Source organism: Hafnia sp. HMSC23F03, assembly GCF_001816025.1.
In the GTDB taxonomy this organism is placed as follows: Bacteria; Pseudomonadota; Gammaproteobacteria; order Enterobacterales; family Enterobacteriaceae; genus Hafnia; species Hafnia paralvei.
In genome coordinates this window covers 13827-31690 of sequence record NZ_KV824235.1, presented here as the reverse complement: position 1 = coordinate 31690, position 17864 = coordinate 13827, and the positions used below count along the sequence as shown (strand labels likewise).

The following is a 17864-nucleotide window of genomic DNA, read 5'->3' as shown; positions in this document are numbered from 1 at the left end:
AAATTTCGTCAATAAGACACATGACCACTTTAGAAACAGCGTTCTAACAACACAATGCTTAATTGCGATAATTTAATATCTCATTGGGTGTAATTTATTATTTACACTCAATGTAACGCCAGTTTGACGAGAATAAACTTTTCACTTACCCTGCAGGGCATAAATAGTATTGGATCGTTTTAATGCAGAGGAAAGCGTGAAGAATCGCACTCTTGGCAGTATTTTCATCGTCGCAGGCACCACGATTGGAGCGGGAATGCTGGCGATGCCGCTCGCCGCCGCTGGCGTAGGCTTTGGTACCACTTTTATCATGTTGGTGACCCTATGGGCGCTGATGTGCTACACAGCGCTGCTTTTGGTTGAAGTTTATCAGCACCAGTCTGCAGATACCGGGCTGGGTACTTTAGCTAAGCATTATCTTGGGCTCTCTGGGCAATGGCTGACCGGCGCTAGCATGCTATTTTTGATGTACGCACTCACCGCCGCCTACATTAGCGGAGCCGGTGAACTGCTCGCCTCCAGCCTGAGCCAATGGCTATCATTAGAAATTAAGCCAACCGCTGGGGTACTCCTATTTACTCTGATTGCGGGCGGCATTGTGTGCATCGGCACTCACTCGGTAGATATGTTTAACCGTGTGCTGTTTAGCGCCAAAATCGTCTTGCTGATCATCATGCTTACTCTGATGATGCCGCATATTCATCAAGCCAACCTGCTGACGATGCCACTGGAAAAAGGACTGGCGCTATCAGCTATTCCTGTGATTTTCACCTCTTTTGGCTTCCACGGCAGCGTGCCGAGCATTGTTAGCTACATGAATGGCAATCTGCGCAAACTGCGCTGGGTGTTTATCATCGGCAGCGCCATTCCGTTAATCGCCTATATTTTCTGGCAATTGGCCACGCTCGGGTCTATTAGCTCATCCACCTTTGTTGGCATTCTCGCCGCTCAATCCGGTCTAAACGGCCTGCTGCAGGCTGTGCGCGAAGTTGTCGCTACGCCACACGTGGAACTCGCCGTTCATCTGTTTGCCGATTTAGCGTTAGCCACCTCTTTCCTTGGCGTCGCACTGGGGTTATTTGACTATTTGGCAGACCTGTTCCAGCGTAGTAATAAAGCGTCTGGACGCGCGCAGACAGGCTTAATGACCTTCCTCCCCCCGCTGGCTTTTGCGCTGTTTTATCCGCAGGGCTTTGTCATGGCACTCGGCTATGCGGCCGTTGCGTTGGCGGTTCTGGCACTGCTAATCCCATCAATGTTGGTGTGGCAAACACGTAAACATCATCCACAAGCAGGATATCGTGTGATGGGTGGCAAGCCATTGTTGGTGCTGGTATTTGCTTGTGGCGTCGCGGTGATTGCCATCCAACTGTCAATTGCTTCAGGGCTCTTGCCAGCTGTAGGTTAAATTTGATAGGTTAAAAACATGAATAGCACAATCCGAACTTCTCACGTTGCCCGTTGGTGGCGCTGCATCTAGCGGCGGCACAGGATTTTGTTGGTTCAAACATATCTTATACAAGCCGCCGGAGGGCGGCTTGTTTGCATTTGAAGGCGTGCTCCGGCAAATTTTTTTAGGAGCATTACATGATCAATTCCACCGATTCACACACTATCCTCACCGGCGATCGTCCTACGGGTCCATTGCACCTCGGCCATTATGTCGGCTCCCTACGTCAGCGGGTTACATTGCAAGATCGTTACCCGCAGTATGTGCTCATTGCCGACCTGCAAGGCCTTACCGATAACGGCAGTAACCCACAGAAAATTTCCCACAATATTTTCGAAGTGATGGCTGATTATCTGGCGGTGGGGATCGACCCAGCAAAAACCACGATTTGTTTGCAGTCTGCCCTTCCCGCGTTGGCCGAACTCACTATGCTGTATATGAATATCGTCACCGTAGCTCGCGTGGAGCGCAATCCTACGGTGAAAGCCGAAATCGCACAGAAAGGCTTCTCGCGTAGTCTACCAACCGGTTTTCTGGTTTATCCTATCAGTCAGGCCGCAGATATCACCGCGTTTAAAGCCGACAGAGTACCGGTGGGTGACGACCAGTTACCGATGCTCGAGCAAACCAATGAAATTGTGCACAAGATGAATAGCCTGCTGCCTAATCCTGTGTTGGTTCCTTGCCAAGCCATGCTCAGCAGCGTCAGCCGCCTGCCGGGAATTGATGGTAACGCTAAAATGTCTAAATCCTTGGGTAACACACTGACGCTTTCCGCCAGTGAGGACGACATCAGCAAAGCCGTTCATGCCATGTATACCGATCCCAATCATCTGCGCGTTAGCGATCCTGGTCAGGTCGAAGGGAATGTCGTATTTACCTATCTAGACGCATTCCACTCAGATCAAGCACAGGTAGCCGCATTGAAAGAGCACTACCAGCGCGGCGGTTTGGGCGATCGTCAGTGCAAGCAGGAGCTGGAGGCGTGTTTGCAAGCATTACTCTCTCCTATCCGTGAACGGCGCCAGCAGTTCAGCGCGGATAAAGCGGCACTCATGGACATCTTGCAGGCAGGAACGGAAAAAGCGCGCGAAGTGACCCAGCAAACGCTGAGCGAAGTAAAACGTGGTTTGGGATTGCCTGTCATGTTTTGAGATAAAATAAAAGCGCCGAATAACACGCGGCGCTTTTAAAGATTCTGGTTTCGAGTGGTTTAGAAACCGATACCGGCGCCCACATACGCACCGTCGGCCACGACGTTATCGCGGTTACCGTCTTTACCACTGATTTCAATATAGCGGTAACCGACATCAATGGTGACTGGACGAATGACGTTCCAGCGCATGCCAGCGCTCGCTTCTTTGTAGTTATTAATGCCGCTAGACAGCGACTCTGGAGAATAATACCCCTCGCCATACAGCGTGAAATGACGCGTAATTGGCCACTGAACGCCACCACCCGCCGCAACAGCATAATCATCGCCGCCGTCTTTTTGTGGGTTCAAATACAGTGCTTTGCCGCCCGCAGAAGCTAAGAATGGGCCTAAGGGAAGGTTAACACCTAGACCTAAACCAGCCACATCGCCATCGCTGTCGTTATGCGCCCAATCCAATGTGGAATACAAGCCTGCAGAGTCGGTCCCAAAACCAGCTTCAACGTTGGTGTAGTGTTCGCCTACTTGCCCATGCACAGTAATAGCATTTGCAGCTGAAGCAGAGAACAGAGCGGCACACGCGCAGCCCAAAACAATCTTTTTCATTATATGATTTTCCTTAAAAATAGTAGGCCGGATAGCCGGTTCCGGTGAGCGAGAGTTTAAACGAAACGTCAACAAGAACCAGCTAAAAAACCTCTATTATTTGTAAAAAAATTAACCAATTATGTGTCTGATAAGTTTTAGCGATATGGTTAATAATCCTTAACTATTTGCGTGAGATCAGTAAGAGGTCTACAAATATTGAATAGATTGGTTTGTGGAACAATTACGGAAAGCTGGTATTCACAGAGCAATCTTTTATATCAGCTACATATTTTGGATTTAGCTGAAGAGCAGTACCTCAAGTGATTGGCGTTACGCATTGATGCAGTAACCCGAAAAAACGACAGGTATCACCCGGTTGAAGCAATTCACTGACTCTTGATTAAGGAGAGACGTAATGAGCAAAAAAGGACTAACCACCGCCGCAGGCGCCCCCGTTGTAGATAATAACAACGTTATTACAGCAGGCCCACGCGGCCCCATGCTGTTACAAGACGTCTGGTTCCTTGAAAAACTTGCCCACTTTGACCGTGAAGTGATCCCAGAACGCCGTATGCACGCAAAAGGCTCTGGCGCACACGGTACGTTCACGGTTACTCACGACATCACCAAATACACCCGCGCTAAAATTTTCTCCGAGATCGGTAAGCAAACCCCCATGATGGTTCGCTTCTCGACCGTCGCCGGTGAGCGAGGCGCAGCCGATGCGGAGCGTGATATTCGTGGTTTTGCCATGAAGTTTTACACTGAAGAAGGCAACTGGGATCTGGTGGGTAACGATACGCCGGTCTTCTATCTGCGCGATCCGCTGAAGTTCCCTGACTTGAACCACGTTGTAAAGCGCGACCCACGTACTAACTTGCGTAACCCTGTATACAAATGGGACTTCTTCTCTCAACTGCCGGAAGCCTTCCACCAGTTGACCATTGATTTCAGCGACCGCGGTCTGCCTAAGTCATACCGTCATATGCATGGTTTTGGTAGCCACACCTTCAGTTTTATCAATGCCGATAACGAGCGCTTCTGGGTGAAATTCCACTTCCGTTGCCAGCAAGGCATTGAAAACCTGATGGACGATGAAGCAGAAGCGCTGGTTGGTAAAGATCGTGAAAGCTCTCAGCGCGATCTGTACGATGCCATCGAGCGTAAGGATTTCCCTCGCTGGAATCTGCAGGTGCAGATTATGCCAGAGAAAGAAGCGGCTCAAACGCCATACAACCCATTCGATCTGACCAAAGTTTGGCCACACAAAGATTACCCGCTGATCGATGTCGGCTTCTTTGAGCTAAACCGTAACCCAGACAACTACTTTGCTGAAGTTGAACAAGTGGCAATGAACCCAGCCAACGTCGTACCTGGCATCGGTTTCTCACCCGATAAAATGCTGCAAGGCCGCCTGTTCTCCTACGGTGATGCACATCGCTACCGTCTGGGTGTGAACCACCACCAGATCCCTGTCAACGCTCCGCAGTGCCCGTTCCATAACTATCACCGTGATGGCGCGATGCGCGTCGATGGTAACAGCGGTAACGGTGCAACCTACGAGCCAAACAGCTTTGGTGTATTCCAAGAGCAGCCTGATTTCAGCGAACCGCCATTAACCCTTGAAGGTGCGGCCGATCATTGGAATCATCGCGAAGACACCGACTACTACTCTCAGCCACGGGCGTTATTTAATCTGCTGAGTGAAGAAGAGCATCAGCGCATGTACACCCGCATCGCCGGTGAACTGTCTCAGGTACCTGAAGCCATTCAGAAACGAGCTCTGTGCCACTTTGCGCAGATCCACCCTGACTATGCTGCCGGTATCATGAAAGCCTTAGGTCAATAATCATTCCTATATAGAATGTAAAACAGGAGCCAAAAGGCTCCTGTTTTTTTGGTGATCTCACAAAGCAGACGCTTTAATAGTAAGTGATCGTCACGTTCGCTTTCGCTGTAATATCGCCGGTGAAATTGTTGGTGTTTGAATCCGTTATTTCCGGCGCAGTTTGGATAATTGCCGCTTGGAAATGCGCCGTATTTTTTCCTTTTACAGCGGCGCCAATGTTTTGTTTTACCCCCATTCTCACCGCTTTTCCTGCGCTGTCGAACAGTCCAACCGCAATGCCATCTAAGGTTTTTCCATCGGCTTCACTTTTCACGTTGAGCGTGTCTCTTCCTTGTAAGATTGCATGCGCATCTTCGAAAGTGAACTCCACGTTATTGGTATAAGCGCTGCAGGTGAAGTCCATGCCGAAACCGGTCAATGGCCCTTGCTGCGGATAAGTACCGCTGCTCGTCTTATTAATATTGCCTAAAGAGACGGATTGATGCTTAGTGTCTAAACTGCACGATGGCGCTGCCATAAATACCCCAGAACCCAAGGGAACATCGACCGTATTCACACCGGACAAACCATCGATAGTAAAAGTTAAATGAGCCCCTGGGGGGATAACTGCCTGTGACTGATATTGTATCCAACCAAATTTAATCAGTTCAGCTCGCATCGATTCAATAGCAAAATTATAATTACTATCATATTTATACAGCGTTTTGTCCGCATTATATTGCGCACCAAATTGAAATAGCGTGGTGTCTTCTTTGCCGTTAATCACTGGGTATTCCACTCCCAGATGCTTTCCTGCCGACATTGACGCAGGTGGATAGCTGTTTGCCAGTGACTCCGTGTTGTAGGACACCGCCTTAATATACATTTTTAACTTAATGCCATTATTGGTCGTCTGAGCTTCTCCCGTCCAATCAAGTGCCTTATCGTTGATAGCACTGAGGCTGAGAGTTATGTTGCCATCAAAGTTAGCAGGCGCCGTAAACTCTTGACCATCTGAGGAGCAGCTCAAACGCATATTTGGCAAAAACTGAGCATAGTCCAACGAAAGCACCACGGTGTAATCGGGCGTGTTCTCGTCTACCGCAATGGGGTTTTCCCTGGTGAATGGAGAAAATGGTGCCGCTCCCCCTGAATTGATATCACAATGTAAGCCAGCCCAGCTGTTGCCAGAAGAGAGGGAAAAAAGTAATAACGTTGCCATCACGGCTGTCATTCGAGAAGCGGTCGACCATCTACTCATGGATTAATGTCCGTTAAATGACGCGTTAAAATGATAAAGATTGATGCAATACCGGAGTCTCACCGCCAAAATCGTTGATGGTAGAGTAATTCAGCACACCCGATTTACCGGAAACGCCGGCGGGTACTGCGTAACGCATCTCACCTTTTGCGGGAACCATGGCATTTTTATCTACGACGGGAATAGACTTGCCACCTGTGGTAACCGAAAGCTCTGACAAACTGGCGTAATATTCAGTTGGATTATTTGCCACTATCCACTCTTTATCCCCTTCACGACGCACTTGCCATTGCAGTTTGTTCGGTGTATCCGCCGATTTTTCTGTCAACGTCGTTGGGCGGATAAATACTTTCAGTCGAGTACGCACGGCAATTTGCAACTGGTTGCCCTGTACCTTACTCACAGGGGGCACTTCTTGGATCCATAGCCAATAGACCGACTCACGATCCTGAGGGATTTTGCCCGGCACAATCACCATACGCAGCTTACCTTCACGTCCCGCACCAATTTTGAATAGCGGCGGAGTCAAAATAAGCGGCAAACCTTTATCATTACCGTTGAGATCTTCGATCCAAGACTGAACCAGATAATCTTGGGTCTTATCGTCATTCAAAATTTTGATCGACGTTTCTTTGTCGCTTTCTAACGCAACAACACGCGTAAGCGCGGGACGAACAGCCGCAGAGGCAACATTCGATAAGAGCAACATGCTCACCAGAACGGGTACTACAATTTTGGTCAATTTTTTCATAGCCATCTCAATTTAGTGACAAACCGCATTAATTTGTTGATACCAAGGAGCGGATGCATCTTTGGCAAGAGGTAAAACAAACTGACACTGACCATCATTTGGCAGAGTCACATGCAGAGTGGTATCCCCATCGGCCAATATGCCATTGAGATACAGCAGTCCATTATCAGCAACCATGCCGACCTGCTCCTTACCTTGCCACGCGGTAGCCCCGAATGGAGCCAGTTTGCCATCGGATAAAGACAACATAACTATAGCGCGGCGTCCTATTTTTGTTTGGAAACGGCGTACGACAACCGCTCCATGAGTAGGGATTACGTTATCCCCACCGTCTATCAACTCAACGTTATCCTCAGTGTGGCGCGTATCCAGCGACAAATTATTGTCGCGATAAGGCGAAATCGACGGCACAACGGCATGTCCCCAACGATCGGTGGACACCCCGGGCTGCCCTTCCACACTGATATTTTTCGCGCCCGGTGTTTCAATAATGGCAATGGTGTCCCCCAATTGCTGCGAAAGCACCACGCCATGGCGATAGGCCACAACCCCACCAGAAATACTGCCTGAGTACTGTCGACTATCTTGACTTGCGCTCGCGCTGGCGTTCATATTTGCCATGCTGTTACGGTAAGAAACCGATGCCGACGGCGAATAACCATCGCTGCTATGCTGAGCAGATAACGAATAATTCAGTGCACTATCAAGCTCCGTACCCGTAACCGTTGCCATCTGTGAGTTGCCTGAATGGTTACTGTTATTGGTGCTGAAAGAGAGATCACGGCTTCTTTTTTCACCCATATCCAGAGGTACGGAGAAACTGAGCGACAGTTGGCGGTCAGGGCTTTCAGAGCCATCGCCTGAATTCGCCTGATAGGTGTAATCCACATTCACGCTCACTGAACGAATATTGAAGCTATACCCCATTGTTACGGAGGTATCCTTCGCACTCGAGTCGTAATAACTATCGCGCTGTAGCGTCAAATACCCGCTGCCAAAATCCCCTAAACCTTGATTGATCGTGGCTTGTATTTCATTTTTGCGATGGTATTGCGAATCATCATCTCCCCAGCGCCAGTCGGCATACTCAGGAAAATCGACAAAATCTGGCGTCTGATAGCGATACCCCATCAGCTGTAATGAGGTATCCGTGTCATCAAAACGACGGGCATACAACACTCGTAGCGCACGACCGCTATCGCTTAAGTCTTTTTCCGACTGTGCATTATCGTCATCGTCGTTAACATTATTCTCAGTATCCGATTGATGCTTCTCAAATGCCCAATCCAGAGAGACACTGCCTAAAGCGCCAAGATTAAAGGCACCGCCCAGCGCCATCGATTGATACCCTTCACCAATCACCACAAGATCGCTCAGGGTTAATCTATCCCAACCATATTGCAGACTTCCCTGCGTCACTAAGGGATCGTAAGAGAGTCCGCTGTCGCGATAGCGCCCAGCGGTCAAGCTATAGCGCCAAGTGCCCGGACGCAGCATATTTGGCAACGACGTATAGGGCACGGTAAATTCCTGTTTACTGCCGTCGCTCTCTTCAACCGTGACATTTAAATCAGCGCCAATTTGACCGTTGGTTAAATCAGTGATGGCAAAACTGCCCGGAGCAACTGTTTTGCTATAGATAATATTTCCACGCTGGCGGATAACCACGCGCGCGTTGGAATGCGCCACGCCACGAATAATAGGAGCGTAGCTGAACATATCTGATGGCAACATCTGATCGTTGGTTTCTAATGTCATCCCGCGAACAGGCAGAATGCCTAATACATCGCTTGAAGTACTGGCATACACATCCCCAACGGTAAAACGGGAGACTAGCGCTGCAATATCTCGCTCCGCATAAGCACGGTCGTGATTCTGCTCCCAACCAATCTGAGATTTATTGAAAGTATCGAAGCTATAGAAGCGCCAGTTACCCAGATTTAATCCAGAATTCAGACTCAAATAGACCGTATTATCGCTGCCTGAATCAGCGTCCGAACCATGGTTTTCAGTATGATAGACGTAACCTGAATAGCTCATGCGTAAAGCATTGACACCGCTATCCCACAATGAAGGGTCAATCATTTCGCTTTGGCTGCTCACGTTCATTGCAGCCTGTGGCGCAATAATACTTAACTGCTGCATTGCCTCGTCATACTTTATTTTGGCATCGGGCCATTTAGCTAAAAAGTCGTAGCAAACTTCATTACCATTTTTAGCCAACTCATCTAAATGATGATCTAGGCCTATCTGGTGTAATAACCCTTGAGTCAAACACGGCGTAGCATTATCCCTGCCCTTTAGCAAAATAAATTCAATATTCGTTTTAAATAAGGTGCGATCGTTTAGAACAACATCAACTGATTTTGTACCGGCATCAACGTGGTCTGGGTTATAAAATTGTTGAGGTATTTGCTGAGAGTTTTGGCGTAAAAAATCAGCGTCAAATGCAGCACCCTCATTATTTTCAGCATGCAATGTAAAAGAAAAAAAAGCAGACACAAAGATGAGAGCTCTCATTAATAATGATAAATGATATCTAATCAAAGGAGGCCTGCTTGTTAAAAACAATATTCCACTATTAAACTAATACATTTTCAAAATCAGTTGTACGCGACATCGACAAATGCTTTAGCTTTCACATTACCTGGGGTGATGGTTTGAGGCGTCGTAGTGGATTTATACGCAACTTTAAATTTAAGCTCGGTATTACCCGTAGTTAACGCCTGTGCTTTAGACGGCGTACCGCCATTGATATCAATCACCGTTGTGCCATCATTTTCTAAAATAGCCACACCGACGCCAGTTGCCGCCCCGGTATCCATCGTATTTTTTAAAATTGAATTATCTGTCGCATCGGGAGTACCGCTAAATGTCACTTTAGCATTCTTAAACGTCGTGGTATCACATTCCCTCAGTTCAATGGTAAAATCTTTCATACCAGAGTAACCCCCTGCCGAAGTAAATGATAAAGGCGTGACGTTCGGCAATGTCATTGAAGCACTTCGAGTACCACCGCCATTAAAGCCGTCTAACAGACAAGAAGAGGCGGTAACCGTCCCCGTAAACGTAATATCTCCGTCAGAAGCAAAAGAAGATAAAGGTAAAACACTTAAAACAGCGAGTGCTAGCAATTTCACTTTCATAAAATGAATCCTTCCCTGCATTAAATTAAATGCAATTTAGAAATTAAATAAAACCATCTCAATTGATAGTCCTTCAGGAATTATTTTAATGTAATAAATACAAGAAGTGAATGCGAGCTACTTTATTTCATGTTTAAGCGCCTCTAACAAATAGAGGGGGAAGACAAATAAAACCTTTAAATTCAATACAATGGTTTTTCATGTAAAAACCAGAGAAGGAAACCGATGCCACCTATAATATTTATATATAAGTAAAGATATCAAAAAAAAAATAATCTAGATATTTTTTGAATAAAATGACGATCTTTTACCCTCAACCGCCATACTCCAAAAAGGCGGCTGAGATGCCAATAAAATATTAGTTTTGAGAAACAACCCAATTGAGCACAGCTTGGCGTGAAATTTTTATCCCACCGTTTTTTAGGCTTTCAGGCAAACGTAAGTAACGTACAGGCTGCTGAAAGCGAGCCAGTTTTCCCTGAACCCATGTGTTCAATACAGCGAAATCAAACTCTGCGAGTGGCTCAATGACGGCCACCGGACGCTGACCAAATTCGCGATCATCAACGGGCACCACAAAAACTTGCTGAACTTGGGGATGAGCTAGCAATACGCGTTCAACGTCCTCAGGCTGAATGCCTTCGCCGCCGCTAAAAAACAGATTATCCAATCGCCCAATGATCCTGAGCTCACCGTTTTGCATCTCCCCTCTGTCACGGGTATGAAACCAACCGTCGGGATCAGCCAGTGGAAACAGTTGTCCATCACGCCAATAGCCTGAGGCCATATTGTCGCCACGCAGCAGGATCTCATCGTCTTGCAATTTCATCTCACGCCCTGGCAACGGCAACCCTACGCCAGGCAACGCATCGGCACGTTTGGCACACACCGTCGATGCCATTTCGGTCAGACCATAGCCGCACCAACAGCGAATACCACGCTGTTCTGCCTGTTCGGTTAAATCAACAGGGATCATTGCGCCACCCAAAAGAACCTCTTTGAGCGTTAAGGTGGTTTCCGGCTGATGAAGCAAACGCCAAAGCTGCGTGGGTACCAGCGAGGCATGTGTACAGCCGCGCAGAGCATCATCCAGAGAACGCATATTGCGCACCACTAAGCAGGCACCCGCCAACAGCCAACGCCAAACAATGCCCTGCCCTGAGACATGAAACAGCGGCAGGGAAAGCAGCCAGCTATCTTGCGGCCCCAGCGGCATCAGTGATAACACGCCCTTCGCGCTGGAAAGATGTGCATTGAAACTGTGCGCAGCCGCTTTAGGCATTCCCGTTGAACCAGAAGTTAGCGTCAGAGTCGCCAAGCGCTGCGAATGCCATTGCGGCAGAGCGCGTATTGGCGAAACGACATCACTCGGCGTCACCGCCAGCGTTTTGATCGGTGAAGGCCAACAAAAATCAGCCTCAGGGCTATAACCGTAACCCACATTGAGGCTCGGTAATAATTCGGCGAGCAGCGTATCAGGCAACTGCGGATTGAGTGGTAAGACGCGCGCGCCGCATTGCAAAACAGCTAAATAGGCGAATAGCAGCTCAGCGCTATTTTTTCCCCGTACCGCCACTATCGCATCGGGTACAACACCTTGCAGGATAAACGAAGCCGCTAACTGGCTGATTTTTTCATTCAATGCCAGCCAACTCATTGGCGTTTCATTTAACAATAAGGCGGTGCTATCAGGTCGTTGACTGGCCCAATGCTGCCAAGGCCAGTCGCTAAACACAGGATAAATCGGTGCTGTCATACTAGGAACGCCATACCACATCTAACGAAGCCACATCCTGTAATGGCAGGTTGTTTTCCGGCCATGGACGAATGAGCTGTGCCTGCATCAAATCGAGCGTATCTAAGCCTGGAACGGTATCCGGAGTCAGCCACGCAGCGACCCGTGCGAGCTGAGTCAAACCTAGGCTAGATTCAATGCTGGAGCTAATCACCGCCTCTAATCCAACCTGATGCGCTTCGGTAATCAACTGCTGACAACGCTGCAAACTGCCGGTTAACGTCGGCTTGATAACAATGGCTGCAACGCCCTCTTCCGCTTCAACACGGAAATCCGGCTCACGTACACTCTCATCCCATGCGATAGCAATACCCGTTGTACGCGCAAAATCTCGTGATTCATCGCGGGTTTTACACGGTTCTTCAAGAAACGCGATACGATTGCGCCACTCAGGATTGACGTATTTAGCAAAGCCATCCGCCTTGGCGCGCGTCCAGCTGCGGTTAGCATCTAAACGCAGTTTGAGATCGGGCAAAGCCTCGAGCAGCACGTTAACCACCATGCCATCCCGCACCGCTTCGTATAACCCGACTTTCACCTTAGCGACTTTCTCGCCCGGTATCGCCTGCAGCACGGCAAACAGCTCATCAGGATCACCTGAGCACAACGGCGCTTTGCGATAATCCGCCTGCGTCGGCAGTTCGCCCGAGAGCTCGGCCAGCGCACAGCTCAGGCCGAAAGCCACCGAAGGCAGCGCATTTTCACTTAGCGGGTGACCTGCTAGCCATTGTTGCAAATCTGTCAGAGCAGCTTCCTGAGCCTGCTCCAAGGTTTCGTGACTAAATTCAGGCAAAGGGGCGATTTCCCCCCAGCCTTCATGTTCACCCTCGCGCAGGCACACTATCAACCCGTCACGAGTTTTTAGCCGCTGGTTGCGCAGAATGACGCCTGCATCCATGGGCAGGCTGTAACGGTAAAGTGTGACCTGTCGCATTATGGGTTACGCTTGAATTTAGAGAAATCGGGTTCACGTTTTTCGTTAAACGCGTTGCGTCCTTCCTGACCTTCATCAGTCATATAGAACAGCATGGTGGCGTTACCGGCAAGCTCTTGCAGTCCTGCTTGACCATCGCAGTCTGCATTCAATGCGGCTTTCAGACAACGCAGCGCCATTGGGCTGTTGCGCAGCATTTCACGGCACCAACGCACGGTTTCTTTTTCCAAATCGGCCAATGGCACCACGGTGTTAACCAAGCCCATATCCAATGCTTCTTGCGCATTGTACTGGCGGCACAGGAACCAGATTTCACGCGCTTTCTTCTGACCGACGATGCGCGCCATATAAGATGCGCCCCAACCGCCATCGAAGGAACCGACTTTTGGCCCAGTTTGACCGAAGATCGCGTTATCTGCCGCGATGGTCAGGTCACACATCATATGCAACACATGGCCACCACCGATGGAATAACCGGCCACTGCCGCTACGACGGGCTTCGGACAGGTACGGATTTGGCGCTGGAAATCCAGCACGTTCAGGTGATGAGTACCGCTCGCATCTTTATAGCCGCCGTAGTCCCCACGAACCTTCTGATCGCCGCCGGAGCAGAAAGCTTTCTCGCCAGCACCGGTCAGAATGATAGTACCGATGTGATCGTCATAGCGCGCGTCAGACATCGCCTGAATCATCTCTTTAACCGTCTGAGGGCGGAAAGCGTTGCGCACCTGCGGACGGTTGATGGTGATTTTGGCGATACCGTCTGCCGATTTATGGTAGAGAATATCTTCAAAATCAGCAGAGCAGTCCTGCCACTCAATCGGTGCATACAGCTCTTGTTCGCTTGGATACAGCATAGTCAGATTCCTGTTAAAGATGTTTGGTAAGAAAATCACGCACCTGCGTCACAAATTCATTCGGATTGGCGCGATGTGCATTGTGTCCGGCGTCAGCAATAATACGCACTGGCAAGTCAGACTCCACGGCAAGCTGTTGAAACTTCGCATCTCGCTCGCCGCATAAATAAACAAAGGGGATCGCCAGCGTTTTCAACGACGGCGTGAGCAAAGGCTGTTTGCCGAGCGAGGTCGCCTCCAGCATCGCGGCCAGCGGCTCGCCCACCTGAGCAGAGCGCAGCTCAACAAGGCGTTTGCGTTCTGCTTCATTCAGTTCGGCAAAAACCGGCTGGCGATACCAGTCAGATAAAACCTCGCGCAGGGATTGTGACCGAAAACGTTCTGCCCAGCGTGCATCATGCTCAATTCTAGCTGTGCGTTCACCCTGCGTTTTTAGCCCTGGGTTTCCGCCTTCAACCAGCAACGCTTTCAGCCCTTCCGCGCCCTGCACAGCATGATACATCGCTACGCGCCCGCCCAGTGAGTAACCGATAAGCGCGTAGGAAAAGATAGCATAGCGTTTCAACGTATCCCGTAGCGCGGCGTCCACAGCGGCGAAATCCGCAACCGCCCGCTCAGCCGAACCACCGTGGCCGGGTAAATCAATCAGCAAATGGGCGAAATTAGGCAACTGCGCGGCAAGTTCCAACCACTCTTCGCCGCTGCCCAAAAAACCATGCAGCCAAACTATCGTTGGATGCTCAGTCGTTTCCGTTTTTGCTGGCAGGAAGTGGGCGGCCAGAATCACAGCGCGGCCACCTGAGCAAGCAGATCGCGCAGTGTTTCAGCACCTTCGCTTGGTGAAACCTGCAGTTCAATCAGGGTCGTCCCTGCGCGGCACCAGCCTTGTTGTACCGCGTCGGCTAGTTCATCCCAGCTCTGCGGCTGGGCATATGCCAGCTTGAACATCGCCGCCGCATGCTGAAAATCGACATCCTGTGGCATCAGATAAAAACGTTCGCGTTCGGCCTCCGGCGTAGGCAGCATCGAGAAAATTTGCCCGCCGTTATTATTCACCACAATCAGCACCGTTGGCGCTGAGCTATGGCGCAATAAGGCCAACGCATTGAGATCGTAAAGTGCAGAAAGATCGCCAACAATGGCCAGCGTCGGCTTAGCCGTTGCACGTTGCACACCGGCGGTTGTAGAAATTAAACCATCGATGCCGCTCGCACCGCGATTGCTATAAACCGGATATCCCACAGGAAGCTGAGCAAAAGCATCTATCAGCCGAACAATCAGGCTATTACCTACGAATAGTTGACCATTTTCAGGCAATAACTCGGGAATACGCTGCGCAACCTGCGCCTCGCCAAAATGCTCATCTAGATATTCAGTGACGCACTGCTGCGCCGTGTCCGCTAAGATTTCCAGCTCAGGTGCCCACGGCGCACGCGGCTGAGCGGGGTGCAGAACCAACCAATCTGAAATCGAGGAGATAACACGACGCCCAAAGTGATGAGCCGGATCTAAACGTCCTTCTAAGGGATCGATCAGCCAATATTCTTGCGGCTCACAGCTTGCCTGCCACTGTAACAGGCGTTTTCCGGTCAGACTGCTACCAAACTGCACCACCACCTGTGCCTGATCCAATAACGCCTGCGCTTTGGGGTTCGCTAGCCACAGATCGGCACAGGGTAACGGCTGACCACTTTGCGACAGCACATCGCCAATCAGCGGCCAACCTAATAACTCGGCCCACTCGGCAACGCGATCGCCCTCTTCTGCACTCATTCGCCCAGCCAGAATCACACCGCGTTTTTGTCGCCAATAGAACCAGTCCAACTGCTTAACCGTCGTCCGTGCATACACGTTCGTTTCACGCAGCCACGGACGAGAATCCTGCCACCATTCCCCTAAACTTTTAGACCACGCATCAGCGGAACCATCGTCGTCACCGTACAAGGGTTCAGCAAACGGACAGTTCACATGTAACGCACCGTGGCTGAGCTGCGCCATCGCGCTATCAACGGCAGAAGCGAGCCAGCGCGCAGGAATATCCGGCGTGGGCCGTGGTAAATTCAGCGTTTGTTGGGGATGAGAGGCAAAGATGCCGTTTTGGCGGATGGCTTGATTAGCACCACAGTCGATAAGCTCAGGTGGGCGATCGGCGGTTAACATCACCAGCCGCTCACCCGTTAGACCCGCTTCAATGAGTGCAGGATAGAGATTCGCGACCGCAGTACCAGACGTAACAATAACGGCCACCGGCTCACCTGACGCTTTGGCTAGCCCCAACGCCAAATGACCAAGGCCACGCTCGTCAAAATGGGTATGGCAGATGAGCTGCGCATTCGCCGCTGCTGCCAGCGTGAGCGGCGTAGAGCGGGAACCCGGAGCAATACAGATATGGCGAACACCGTGGCGGGTTAACGCCTCTAGTAACAACGCGGCCCAGTGGCGGTTAAATACACTTGTCGACATGGCAGCTCAGCAGTCTGGTTGATAAAGGATTGTCTCAGCTTAGCCCACCCATAGAAACTCATCTGAGTCCGCGAGGGGAAAAACCGATGATTTATTCGCTGCCCGACGGTCTTGCAAAATCATAACGTAAAGTAACCTTATGTTTTTGAAAGAAAATCGAACAGGATAATTGGTGCAATATGTTACACCAGCATTCCAAAGACCACAATCAGCTAAGGGGAGTATGTCTGGCCAGCAGGAAACGCTGGCCGAGCAGCGATAATTCAGCCTATGAAAGCTCTGTTTCCAACAACGTTCTCAACCCTGCCGCCTTATTTTCAATCTCCAGCCACTCTTGCTCAGGATCAGAACCTGCAACGATACCGGCTCCGGCATATAGATGGATATGATCGCCTTGAATTAACGCCGAGCGCAGTGCAACGGCAAACTCGGCCTGTTCCAGTGCCAGATAGCCCGCAGAACCTGCATACCATCCGCGATCGAAAGGTTCATCGCGCATAATAAATTGGCGCGCCGGTTCGCGAGGCAAGCCCGCCACTGCGGCGGTTGGCTGTAAACGACGCAGGCAGTCCGCGTCGTTGTCATGAATCAAGGTGGCATGGATCGGGCGACGTAAATGCTGCACTTTTCGCAGTCGGATCACTTCAGCAGGCATAACGTCTAGTGCTTGAGCGCCACCCTGCAAACGCTGGCAAATATCATCCACCACCAGCAAATTTTCATGCTGATTCTTACGATCTGACATCAGCCATTGCGCATTTTCCTGCGCCTGAGCATCGCTGTTTCCACTCGCGACGGTGCCAGCCAAAGCTTCAGTCTCTAACGACAGCTGCTGGCGACGATAGAGCCGTTCTGGTGATGAACCTAAAAACGCGCGTTCCGGCGCAAGAGCCAGCATAAAGTGATAGCAGCGATGATTCACTGCGCGGCTGGCAGATAAAAACTGAGCCGCACGGAGCGGTTGAGAAAGTTTCAGCGTGGTGCGGCGAGCCAGAACAACTTTTTCAAATGCTTTATGCTCTATTTCAGCCAGCGCATGATTAAGCAGATTGCACCAAGCATCGTGTCCAGGTTGATGATGAGCCGCCAGCACGATGGTTTGCAACGGTGGCAGAGGTTGGATCTGACATAGAGCAGCCAAATCATGCAACGCAATGTCCAGATCCTGCTGTAGTGACGTTTCCCCATAGAGATACACCACCAGCTCAGCCTTACCCGCATGGCGCATTAGCGCAATGCGCGGTAAAAACAGCAGACTGTTGATTGTGCCATAGCCATCCAGTTCAACCTGACCAAACGCGTTCAGGCCCCAAATACGTAATTCCGGGCACTCATTTTTTCGAATAAATTCTTGCGCCTGCTCAGCATCTGTAAAGGTACATACGGCACCGCATACGGCCGCCTCTTCAGCACCATCTCGGTGGCGCCAATAGAATTGTGGAAATAGCGGCTGAGAGGCCAACCACTCGAGCATCTGGGTGCCATCTTTCAAACTACAGGGTAACGCAACGCGTACCAATCCCGATTGCTCGGCAGCGGCTTGGCGTAACAAAGGAATAATGCGTTCTACCAGAGCGGAAAGATGAACCACGACAACCTCGGGCGGCTAAAAGGAGAAGTGTGGAATTATACGGTGGA

At 50.1% G+C, this 17864-nt stretch carries 14 protein-coding genes; 3 read left to right on the top strand and 11 right to left on the bottom strand.

Annotation, left to right across the window (positions count from 1 at the left end):
- The first annotated feature begins 196 nt into the window (after positions 1-196).
- Both tyrP and trpS read left to right on the top strand, forming a co-directional pair.
- Positions 197-1408, top strand: coding sequence for a tyrosine transporter TyrP (tyrP, locus tag HMPREF3091_RS18100; protein WP_070717773.1), 1212 nt, complete (start codon positions 197-199; stop codon positions 1406-1408).
- A 179-nt stretch (positions 1409-1587) separates the two neighbouring features.
- Positions 1588-2604 carry a tryptophan--tRNA ligase gene (gene trpS / locus HMPREF3091_RS18095; protein WP_070717741.1) on the top strand — a complete coding sequence of 339 codons (1017 nt, stop codon included), beginning with the start codon at positions 1588-1590 and terminating at the stop codon, positions 2602-2604.
- A 59-nt stretch (positions 2605-2663) separates the two neighbouring features.
- On the opposite strand, the gene HMPREF3091_RS18090 is transcribed toward trpS, so the two are convergent.
- Positions 2664-3209 carry a YfaZ family outer membrane protein gene (locus HMPREF3091_RS18090; RefSeq protein ID WP_004092264.1) on the bottom strand — a complete coding sequence of 182 codons (546 nt, stop codon included), beginning with the start codon at positions 3207-3209 and terminating at the stop codon, positions 2664-2666.
- 397 nt (positions 3210-3606) lie between these two features.
- On the opposite strand from HMPREF3091_RS18090, the gene HMPREF3091_RS18085 reads away from it, so the two are divergent.
- Positions 3607-5040: a catalase gene (locus HMPREF3091_RS18085; protein ID WP_004092263.1), complete on the top strand. Its 1434-nt coding sequence runs from the start codon at positions 3607-3609 to the stop codon at positions 5038-5040.
- Between the two features lie 73 nt (positions 5041-5113).
- On the opposite strand, the gene HMPREF3091_RS18080 is transcribed toward HMPREF3091_RS18085, so the two are convergent.
- The 10 genes from HMPREF3091_RS18080 to menF all read right to left on the bottom strand — a co-directional run bounded on the left by HMPREF3091_RS18080 (position 5114) and on the right by menF (position 17817).
- The gene (locus HMPREF3091_RS18080; RefSeq protein ID WP_246840021.1) at positions 5114-6280 is read right to left on the bottom strand and encodes a fimbrial protein; all 1167 of its coding nucleotides are present in this window, start codon (positions 6278-6280) and stop codon (positions 5114-5116) included.
- Positions 6281-6305: 25 nt separating this feature from the next.
- Positions 6306-7031: a fimbrial biogenesis chaperone gene (locus HMPREF3091_RS18075; RefSeq protein ID WP_246840020.1), complete on the bottom strand. Its 726-nt coding sequence runs from the start codon at positions 7029-7031 to the stop codon at positions 6306-6308.
- Between the two features lie 12 nt (positions 7032-7043).
- Positions 7044-9533: a fimbria/pilus outer membrane usher protein gene (locus tag HMPREF3091_RS18070; RefSeq protein ID WP_246840019.1), complete on the bottom strand. Its 2490-nt coding sequence runs from the start codon at positions 9531-9533 to the stop codon at positions 7044-7046.
- 101 nt (positions 9534-9634) lie between these two features.
- Positions 9635-10177 (bottom strand): fimbrial protein, encoded by a 543-nt coding sequence (locus tag HMPREF3091_RS18065; RefSeq protein ID WP_070717733.1) that lies wholly within the window; start codon positions 10175-10177, stop codon positions 9635-9637.
- A gap of 358 nt (positions 10178-10535) precedes the next feature.
- Positions 10536-11954, bottom strand: coding sequence for an o-succinylbenzoate--CoA ligase (gene menE / locus HMPREF3091_RS18060; protein WP_070717730.1), 1419 nt, complete (start codon positions 11952-11954; stop codon positions 10536-10538).
- Complete coding sequence (menC, locus tag HMPREF3091_RS18055) at positions 11935-12906, bottom strand: o-succinylbenzoate synthase (RefSeq protein ID WP_070717727.1); 972 nt, start codon at positions 12904-12906, stop codon at positions 11935-11937. The genes menE and menC overlap by 20 nt, the downstream gene beginning before the upstream one ends.
- Positions 12906-13763, bottom strand: coding sequence for a 1,4-dihydroxy-2-naphthoyl-CoA synthase (gene menB, locus HMPREF3091_RS18050; RefSeq protein ID WP_008813977.1), 858 nt, complete (start codon positions 13761-13763; stop codon positions 12906-12908). The genes menC and menB overlap by 1 nt, the downstream gene beginning before the upstream one ends.
- A gap of 13 nt (positions 13764-13776) precedes the next feature.
- A complete protein-coding gene (gene menH, locus HMPREF3091_RS18045; protein WP_070717724.1) occupies positions 13777-14550 on the bottom strand; it encodes a 2-succinyl-6-hydroxy-2,4-cyclohexadiene-1-carboxylate synthase in 774 nt (257 codons plus the stop codon).
- Entirely contained in the window at positions 14547-16226 is a 1680-nt protein-coding gene (gene menD, locus HMPREF3091_RS18040; protein WP_070717722.1) for a 2-succinyl-5-enolpyruvyl-6-hydroxy-3-cyclohexene-1-carboxylic-acid synthase, read from the bottom strand. The genes menH and menD overlap by 4 nt, the downstream gene beginning before the upstream one ends.
- Before the next feature lie 268 nt (positions 16227-16494).
- On the bottom strand, positions 16495-17817 hold the full coding sequence (gene menF / locus HMPREF3091_RS18035) for an isochorismate synthase MenF (protein ID WP_070717721.1): 1323 nt from the start codon (positions 17815-17817) through the stop codon (positions 16495-16497).
- Between the last annotated feature and the right edge of the window lie 47 nt (positions 17818-17864).

Bases quoted from the DNA above. Each gene is read 5' to 3' on its own strand.
- menE (WP_070717730.1), bottom strand. From the start codon at position 11,954: ATGTGGTATGGCGTTCCTAGTATGACAGCACCGATTTATCCTGTGTTT.
- HMPREF3091_RS18080 (WP_246840021.1), bottom strand. From the start codon at position 6,280: ATGAGTAGATGGTCGACCGCTTCTCGAATGACAGCCGTGATGGCAACG.
- trpS (WP_070717741.1), top strand. From the start codon at position 1,588: ATGATCAATTCCACCGATTCACACACTATCCTCACCGGCGATCGTCCT.
- HMPREF3091_RS18085 (WP_004092263.1), top strand. From the start codon at position 3,607: ATGAGCAAAAAAGGACTAACCACCGCCGCAGGCGCCCCCGTTGTAGAT.
- HMPREF3091_RS18075 (WP_246840020.1), bottom strand. From the start codon at position 7,031: ATGAAAAAATTGACCAAAATTGTAGTACCCGTTCTGGTGAGCATGTTG.
- menD (WP_070717722.1), bottom strand. From the start codon at position 16,226: ATGTCGACAAGTGTATTTAACCGCCACTGGGCCGCGTTGTTACTAGAG.
- HMPREF3091_RS18090 (WP_004092264.1), bottom strand. From the start codon at position 3,209: ATGAAAAAGATTGTTTTGGGCTGCGCGTGTGCCGCTCTGTTCTCTGCT.
- HMPREF3091_RS18065 (WP_070717733.1), bottom strand. From the start codon at position 10,177: ATGAAAGTGAAATTGCTAGCACTCGCTGTTTTAAGTGTTTTACCTTTA.
- menB (WP_008813977.1), bottom strand. From the start codon at position 13,763: ATGCTGTATCCAAGCGAACAAGAGCTGTATGCACCGATTGAGTGGCAG.
- menC (WP_070717727.1), bottom strand. From the start codon at position 12,906: ATGCGACAGGTCACACTTTACCGTTACAGCCTGCCCATGGATGCAGGC.